This is a genomic window from Streptomyces phytophilus, assembly GCF_013870535.1.
Taxonomy (GTDB): Bacteria; Actinomycetota; Actinomycetes; order Streptomycetales; family Streptomycetaceae; genus Streptomyces; species Streptomyces phytophilus.
On sequence record NZ_JACBXC010000266.1, the window covers coordinates 1 to 6,107 of the forward strand.

Annotated in this window: 7 protein-coding genes and 1 pseudogene; 3 read left to right on the top strand and 5 right to left on the bottom strand. The window is 72.4% G+C overall.

Annotated features, from left to right (window positions below; translation table 11 throughout):
- Both H5J30_RS14335 and cdgB read right to left on the bottom strand, forming a co-directional pair.
- Positions 1-265: pseudogene (locus H5J30_RS14335) on the bottom strand (CBM35 domain-containing protein); the annotation flags it as partial.
- Positions 266-449: 184 nt separating this feature from the next.
- Positions 450-2,144: a diguanylate cyclase CdgB gene (gene cdgB / locus H5J30_RS14340; protein ID WP_181787822.1), complete on the bottom strand. Its 1,695-nt coding sequence runs from the start codon at positions 2,142-2,144 to the stop codon at positions 450-452.
- Between the two features lie 365 nt (positions 2,145-2,509).
- On the opposite strand from cdgB, the gene H5J30_RS14345 reads away from it, so the two are divergent.
- Positions 2,510-3,010, top strand: coding sequence for a flavin reductase family protein (locus H5J30_RS14345; RefSeq protein ID WP_374100981.1), 501 nt, complete (start codon positions 2,510-2,512; stop codon positions 3,008-3,010).
- 88 nt (positions 3,011-3,098) lie between these two features.
- On the opposite strand, the gene arfB is transcribed toward H5J30_RS14345, so the two are convergent.
- Entirely contained in the window at positions 3,099-3,530 is a 432-nt protein-coding gene (gene arfB, locus H5J30_RS14350; protein ID WP_181787823.1) for an alternative ribosome rescue aminoacyl-tRNA hydrolase ArfB, read from the bottom strand.
- Between the two features lie 169 nt (positions 3,531-3,699).
- Here arfB and H5J30_RS14355 point away from each other — a divergent pair, with 169 nt between their 5' ends.
- Positions 3,700-4,275 (top strand): TerD family protein, encoded by a 576-nt coding sequence (locus tag H5J30_RS14355; protein WP_181787824.1) that lies wholly within the window; start codon positions 3,700-3,702, stop codon positions 4,273-4,275.
- A gap of 81 nt (positions 4,276-4,356) precedes the next feature.
- Here the strand turns inward: H5J30_RS14355 and H5J30_RS14360 are convergent, their stop codons facing one another.
- A complete protein-coding gene (locus H5J30_RS14360) occupies positions 4,357-4,935 on the bottom strand; it encodes a Uma2 family endonuclease (RefSeq protein ID WP_181787825.1) in 579 nt (192 codons plus the stop codon).
- Positions 4,936-5,038: 103 nt separating this feature from the next.
- The gene (locus H5J30_RS14365) at positions 5,039-5,713 is read right to left on the bottom strand and encodes a pentapeptide repeat-containing protein (RefSeq protein WP_181787826.1); all 675 of its coding nucleotides are present in this window, start codon (positions 5,711-5,713) and stop codon (positions 5,039-5,041) included.
- Between the two features lie 107 nt (positions 5,714-5,820).
- Here H5J30_RS14365 and H5J30_RS14370 point away from each other — a divergent pair.
- Positions 5,821-6,107: FAD-dependent oxidoreductase (locus H5J30_RS14370; protein WP_181787827.1), on the top strand; the 287-nt coding region annotated here is incomplete at its 3' end.

Below are 6,107 nucleotides of genomic sequence, written 5' to 3' on the forward strand. Positions count from 1 at the left end.
GCGCCGCGTAGTGCGGGCTGGGGCTCGACTGGCCGTACGGATACGCCTGCTGCTGCGGCACCTGCTGCGCGGCCTGCTGGCCGCCGTACGTCCGCTCGCCGACGGCCCTGACCTGGGTGTACGACGTGCGCGGCACACCCGGCGCGGGGGCCGTGCCCTCGCCCGGGCCGGGCACCGGCGCGGCACCGCCCTCGGGGCGGTACAGGTGGGCGAAGGGGTCGTCGTCCTCGGGCGGTGTGCCCGCACCGTGGTTGCCGGCCGTCATCTCCCTCTCACTCCCTGGTGGGCGTTGCGTCCCGGCCGGCGAGCCGCCGGCCAGGGGGCGAGCCTACCCCGTCCGGAGCAGTGCCCGAGCGTTCCTTCGGTCGACTGTGGACGAAGCCACGACGGCCGCCTGTGGACAACCCGCGGCCGCGGGACGGCGGCGCCCCCGGCCCGTACCCGCGCCACTACCCTGCCCGGCGGTGCGAGCGGCCCTGCGAGCGCGCCCGCTTCTCGCGGTACATGAGCTGGTCCGCCGAGCTGAGGATCTCCTCTGTCGACATCCCGCACATCGCCCAGCCGGTGCCGATGCTCGCGCCGACGCGCACCCCCCGGCCGTCGACCCTGATCGGCGGGATGATCGCGTTCCGCAGCCGCACCGCGAGGTCCTCGGCGCCGCCGGGCGTCAGGCCGTCGGCCAGTACCACGAACTCGTCGCCGCCGAGCCGCGCGACGGTGTCGCCGTCGCGGACCGCGTGGGTCAGCCGCTGCGCGACGGCGATGAGCACGGCGTCGCCGGTGTTGTGCCCGAAGCGGTCGTTGATGGACTTGAAGCCGTCGAGGTCGCAGAAGAGCACCGCGAGCCCCTTGCCCGCCGACTCCCCGCCGCCGCCCTCGGGGACCATCGCGTGCACATGGTGCTCGTACGGACCGGGGCCCGCCCAGTGCTCCTCGGCGCCGTCGGTCCCGAAGCCGTGCCCGTTGCTGTCGACCTCGCCGGGGGCCGCCCCCGCGCCGACGATGGCGCGGCCGCGGGGCCCCGGCAGCCCGGCGGCGGAGTGGCTGACGGCGCCCGTGTACAGCTCCGGGGGCCGGTCGCAGAGCCGGGCGGTGAGGCGGGCGCGCAGCTCGGCGGCGTTGGGCAGGCCGGTGAGCGAGTCGTGGCTGGCGCGGTGCGCGAGCTGCGCCTCGTGGCGCTTGCGCTCCTCGATGTCCTCGACGTGGGTGAGGAGGTAGCGCGGCCCGTCGGCGGCGTCGGCGACCACCGAGTTGCGCAGGTTCACCCACACGTACGTGCTGTCGCGGCGGGCGAGGCGCAGTTCGGCCTTGCCGCCCTCGGCGAAGGTGCGCAGCAGGGTGCCGACGTCCTCGGGGTGGACGAGGTCGGAGAACGACAGCCGGCGCAGGCTGGAGGGCTGGCGGCCCAGGAGCCGGCACAGCGCGTCGTTCGTACGGATCAGCCGCCCGTGGTCGTCGCCGCCCATCTCGGCGACGGCCATGCCGCTGGGCGCGTACTCGAACGCCTGGCGGAAGCTCTCCTCGCTGGCGCGCAGCGCCTGCTGCTCGCGCTCCAGGCGCACCAGCGCGCGCTGCATGTTGGCCCGCAGCCGGGCGTTGGTGATCGCTATGGCGGCCTGCGAGGCGTACATCTGCAGGGCCTCGCGCCCCCAGGGGGTCGGCACCCGGCCGTTGGCCGGCTTGTCGACGGACAGGACGCCGAGCAGCTCGCGGCCGGCGTCGTAGATCGGGGCGAAGAGCCGGTCGCCGGTGACCCAGTCACCGGGCGCGGAGGGCGGCGGGACGACCGGGTGCGTCTGCGGCACCTCGTCGTCGTCGAGCACCCAGCCTTCGCTGTGGGGTATGTACCGCAGCTCGCCCCACTCGACGCCCATGTGGAGCCGGCGCTCCCACGCGCCGCGCGGGCCGACCCGGCCCGCCATGATCGCCTCGGCGGTGGGATCGCCGCCGACGGCGGCGACGACGAGGTCGCCGTCGGGCCGGACGAGGTTCACCGCGGACACCTCGTACCCGAGGGCGACGAGTCCGTCCGCGACGCTCTGGAGCGTGTCGGCGAGGCTGCGCGTCTGATTGAGGTCCGCGAGGACCTGGTGCAGCCGGCGCAGGCTCGCCAGCCTTACGTAAGGCTCTGCCTCCGTCTCCATACCTGCCCTCCCGTCTCGCCCCGACCTCGGCGGAAGACCCCCGCGTGGAATTTCACCAACGACACGGCCACTGAATCACAGGCAGCTCTACGGCGGGTACACAGGGTCAACATTGGATGCCCTCTGTGACTCAAGTCACAGGGTGGGGAGGTGTTAACCGGCGTGCGACCAGGAGTCGCGCGCCGCCCGGCGGGAGCCTCGCGCCGGGTGGGGCAGGTGATCTTCCCGTCGGCTCCCGCGCCAGGTGGGGCGGGACGTGGACCTAGGACTCCGCTCGGTCCCCGGCCCGATGCCCGGGGCCCGCCCGCCCGGTTACGGTTCGAGGCGTGCTGCATGAGACGCGAACGGTGGACCATCCTGTCGGTGTGAGCGAGGAGCAGTTCCGGGAGGCCATGAGCCGGCTGGCGGCGGGCGTGGTGCTGGTCACGGCGTACGACCCGGACCCCGGCCTGGACGGCGAGGACGTGGGCATGACGGCGACCGCGTTCCTGTCGGTGTCCCTGGACCCGCCGCTGGTCATGGTCAGCGTCCGCAACGGCTCCCGCATGGACGAACTGCTGACGGACCGCGAGGAGTGGGCGGCGTCGGTGCTCTCCGAGAGCCAGCGGCACATCGCCGGGCGGTTCGCGATGAAGGGGCGGATCAGCGACCGGCTGCTGTTCGACGACATCCCGTACACGCGCGGCGAGGTGACAGGGTGCGCGCTGGTGGGCGGGGCGCTGGCGACGGTGGAGTGCCGGACGGAGCAGCGGGTGGTCGCGGGCGACCACACGCTGGTGATCGGGCGGGTGCTGAGCGCGGCGCAGCCCAGCTCGGACGGGAAGCCGCTGACGTACTTCCGGGGGCGCTACCGGACGCTGGGGTGAGGGTTCGCACCTTCGCGCCGGCAACGGGACGGAGTCGTCCGACGGCGGACGGCTGGTGCCTGCTGCCTGCTGCCAGCGGGGGTGGCGGCTACTGGCCCCAGCCGCGGCCCGTGCGCCCGCGCTTGACGTCGGACCGCTGCTTCTTCTCCCGCAGCCTGCGCTCATTCACACCCCGCGGGACCTTCCGCTTCCGCCGCGGCGCAGGCGGCGGCGCCGTGGCCTCCGCGAGCAGCGCGGCGAGCCGTACGGCCGCGGTCTCGCGGTTGCGCCACTGCGAACGGTGCTCGCTCGCCCGCACCACGACGTGCCCGTCGACGAGCCGGTCCGCGAGCCGCGCCAGGGCCCGCTCCTTCCACACCGGCGGCAGCGACTGCGTACCCGCGAGGTCGAAGCGGACCTCCGCCTGGGTGTCGCTCGTGTTCACGTGCTGGCCGCCCGGCCCCGAGGAACGGGAGAAACGCCACAGCAGCTCGGCCTCCGGGAGGGCGACCGAGCCGCGGATGCGGTAGGGACCGGACATGTCTCCCATGATCCCGCGTGGATGTTCGAGCTGTCACGTCGTTTGCGCCACCCGGAAGTGGCCGGGGAGCGGAGGGCGTACGGTGCGTGGAACCGGGTAGGGCACACCCGCGTTGTGGTCCGTAGACGAGGCTCCGGCACATGGAGCCAGAACCAGGAGGGGACTCCCCATGCCCGTAAGCCTGTCCAAGGGCGGCAACGTATCGCTCACCAAGGAAGCCCCCGGGCTGACCGCCGTCACAGTCGGACTCGGCTGGGACGTCCGCACCACGACGGGGGTGGACTTCGACCTCGACGCGAGCGCCATCGCGGTGAACGCCGAAGGCAGGGTCTTCTCCGACCAGCACTTCATCTTCTTCAACAACCGGCAGTCGCCGGACCAGACGATCGTGCACACCGGTGACAACGTCACCGGTGAGGGCGCGGGCGACGACGAGCAGATCAACGTCAACCTCGCCGGCCTGCCGGCGGAGATCGACAAGATCGTCTTCCCGGTCTCGATCTACGACGCCGAGACCCGCAGCCAGAGCTTCGGCCAGGTGCGCAACGCGTTCATCCGCGTCGTGAACCAGGCCGGGGGCACGGAGATCGCCCGCTACGACCTCTCCGAGGACGCCGCGACGGAGACCGCGATGGTCTTCGGCGAGCTGTACCGCAACGGCGCGGAGTGGAAGTTCCGCGCGGTGGGCCAGGGCTACGCCTCGGGCCTGGCGGGCATCGCCCAGGACTTCGGCGTCACCGTCTGACCCTGCGGAGGTCCACAGGACACCCCTCTACGCACAGTGGCCCGCCGCGCGAAGGCACGGCGGGCCGCTGTGCGGATCCGGTCAGAACTCGGCAGTGTCCAGCTCGAAGTCGAACGGCTTGGGGAGCATGACCTTCTGGCCCAGCCGCACCTGCACGCTGCGGCCGTACTTCCCGTCCTGGGGTTCGCTGTATACGGCGGTGGTACCCGCTTCGCGGTCGACGAGCACGTAGACCGGAATCTCCGCGCGCGCGTAACCGCGCAACTTCTTCTCGCGGTCGTTGCCGCCCGTGGACGGAGAGGTGACCTCCGCGACGAGCAGGGCCGGGGCGGGGTCGTGCCATTCGAGCTCGTCCCGGTAGCTGCCCTTCGGAGCCACCACCACGTCGGGAATCACCCTGTCCAGCCCTGCGGCACCGGGGAGCTCCAAGCCGATTCCGGTATACCGCATGAGGCTTTTGTCATGTTCATAGACCTGGTCGTTCAAGTTGCCGACGATCTCTTCGTGCTCACCGTTGGCCGGAGGCGTCACGTGGATTTGCCCTTCGATCAGTTCCACGCGCCATCCCCTGGGGACAGCCGCGCTTGCCGCGAAGAAGGCGTCCTCGACCGGGTCGTTTGCAGGCACGAGCACCTCGCGCTCAGGGATAGTCAATGCCATGGTGACCTCCTTCGAAGAAGGACGCTCCCAGCGTAAGCGAGTCGGCGGGACAAGATTCCGACGCAGCTTCACCCGAACGGGTGTTCAGATACGTTTCTGCAGGTCACTCCGGCGACCGGACCTCCACCCCCACCTGTGCCGCGAAGGCCGGGGCCAGGGCGAGGAGCTGCTCCGGGGTGATGACTGCGCCGGCCAGGCGGTCCACGCCGCGTTCGAGGGTCAGCTCCGTCGCGCCGCGCAGGTCGACGTCCGTGAGGCGGGCGCCGGAGAGGTCCGCGCGGTGGATCGTCGCGCCCTCGAACGCGACACGCTCCAGGCGGGCGTTGCCGAAGTCCGGGTCCACCAGCACGCAGTCCTCGAACACGACGTCCGTCAGCCGGGCCCCCCGCAGGTTCAGGAAGTCCGCCTTGCCGCCGCGCACCACCACCCGCTCCAGCGTCGCCCCGTGCAGCTGCACGCCGCCCAGCCGGGTGTCCGTAAGCTCCACGTCCCGCAGCGTCGCCCCCGCGAGGTCCGTGCCCGCGCCGCGGACCTCCTCCAGCACCGAGTCGATCAGCCGGGCGCCCGGCAGCCGCGCCTCGTCCAGCACGCAGCGGCGCAGCGCGCAGTCCATGAAGCGGGCGCCCGCGCCGTCCGCCCCGGTCAGGTCGAGCCCGGAGAACTCCAGCGAGTCGTAGTCCCCGTCGGGCTCCAGCTCCGCCGCCCCGTACCGCCCCAGCGCCGCCGGGAGCCGCACCGCCGGCCGGCGCGGCGCCTTGGTCGTCTTCCGCCTGGTCATGCGCCCATCGTGACGTACAGCACTGACAGCGGGCCCGATGTCACGTTCCGGACCCTCGCCTTCGTCTTGTGATCAGAACGGCAATATCGCAGGTGAGGAGCACCATCATGCGACGGATCTCCGTTATCGGCGGCGGGCTGGCCGGGCTCGCCGCCGCCATCACCGCCGCCGAGGCCGGCGCCCGGGTCACGCTGTACGAAGCGCACAACAGCCTCGGGGGGCGCGCCCGTACGGCCGACGCGCCCTACCGCACCAACGAGGGCCCGCACGCCCTCTACTACCGCGGCCCGCACTGGGCCTGGCTCAAGCAGCGCGACCTCCTCGGCCCGCTCGCTCCCATCCCGCCCATGGAGGGCTCCCGGTTCCGGTTCCGCCGCGACGGCCGGCTGCGGAA